A 668-nucleotide genomic window follows, 5' to 3' on the forward strand; every position below is an offset into this window, starting at 1 on the left:
CCTTGCCTGCATCTTCGTGTGCCAGCGGGGACCGCCGCCGGGCTTCTGTGACATGTCAGTGGCGATGTTTTCCATCGTCGCCTTCAGGTCTGATGGCAGCATCTGCCGTTTTTCTTCGTACACCCGCCGTGCCGTTATCACCAGCGCCCGGCGCAGTAACCCGCGGTCGGCGCGACTCAGCTTCTCCTCCCTTTCCCCGCCCGTTATCATCAGAATGGCGGCAATCTCCATTTCACCCAGCACGTCGCGTTTATCACCGTCCGGGACGCCATTTTTAATCAGTTCATCCGCGACGTCCTCGCCCAGCTCCGGCAGTTGATTTTCATCCAGCACCAGTTGTTCCGGTGGCAGCGTCAGAATCAGATGCGAGTCCGCAAATACCGGCAGGCTCACCCCGCTGCCGGGATAAATACCCACCTTATTCACCGTCAGACCCAGACTCCGGCAGTAGTCGGCCAGCAGACCGAACGAATTCCCCGACTCCACCAGAACCAGCCGGGAACGGTGCATGGCCAGCATCTGACACAGCGCCACGCAGAGCGTCGCTGATTTCCCCGCCCCGGTCGGCCCGAACAGCAGCAGGTGCGCGCTGTTTTTACGGTCCTTCAGCGGGTCAAAGTGCAGCGGCCCGCCGCCACGGTTGAAAAATGTGATACCGGGCTTACCCG

The 668-nt window shown here is 60.9% G+C and carries 1 pseudogene; it reads right to left on the minus strand.

Annotated features, from left to right (window positions below):
* Positions 1-668, minus strand: a pseudogene (locus BZK42_RS28855) (conjugative transfer ATPase); the annotation flags it as partial.

Source organism: Citrobacter braakii (assembly GCF_002075345.1).
GTDB lineage: Bacteria > Pseudomonadota > Gammaproteobacteria > Enterobacterales > Enterobacteriaceae > Citrobacter > Citrobacter braakii.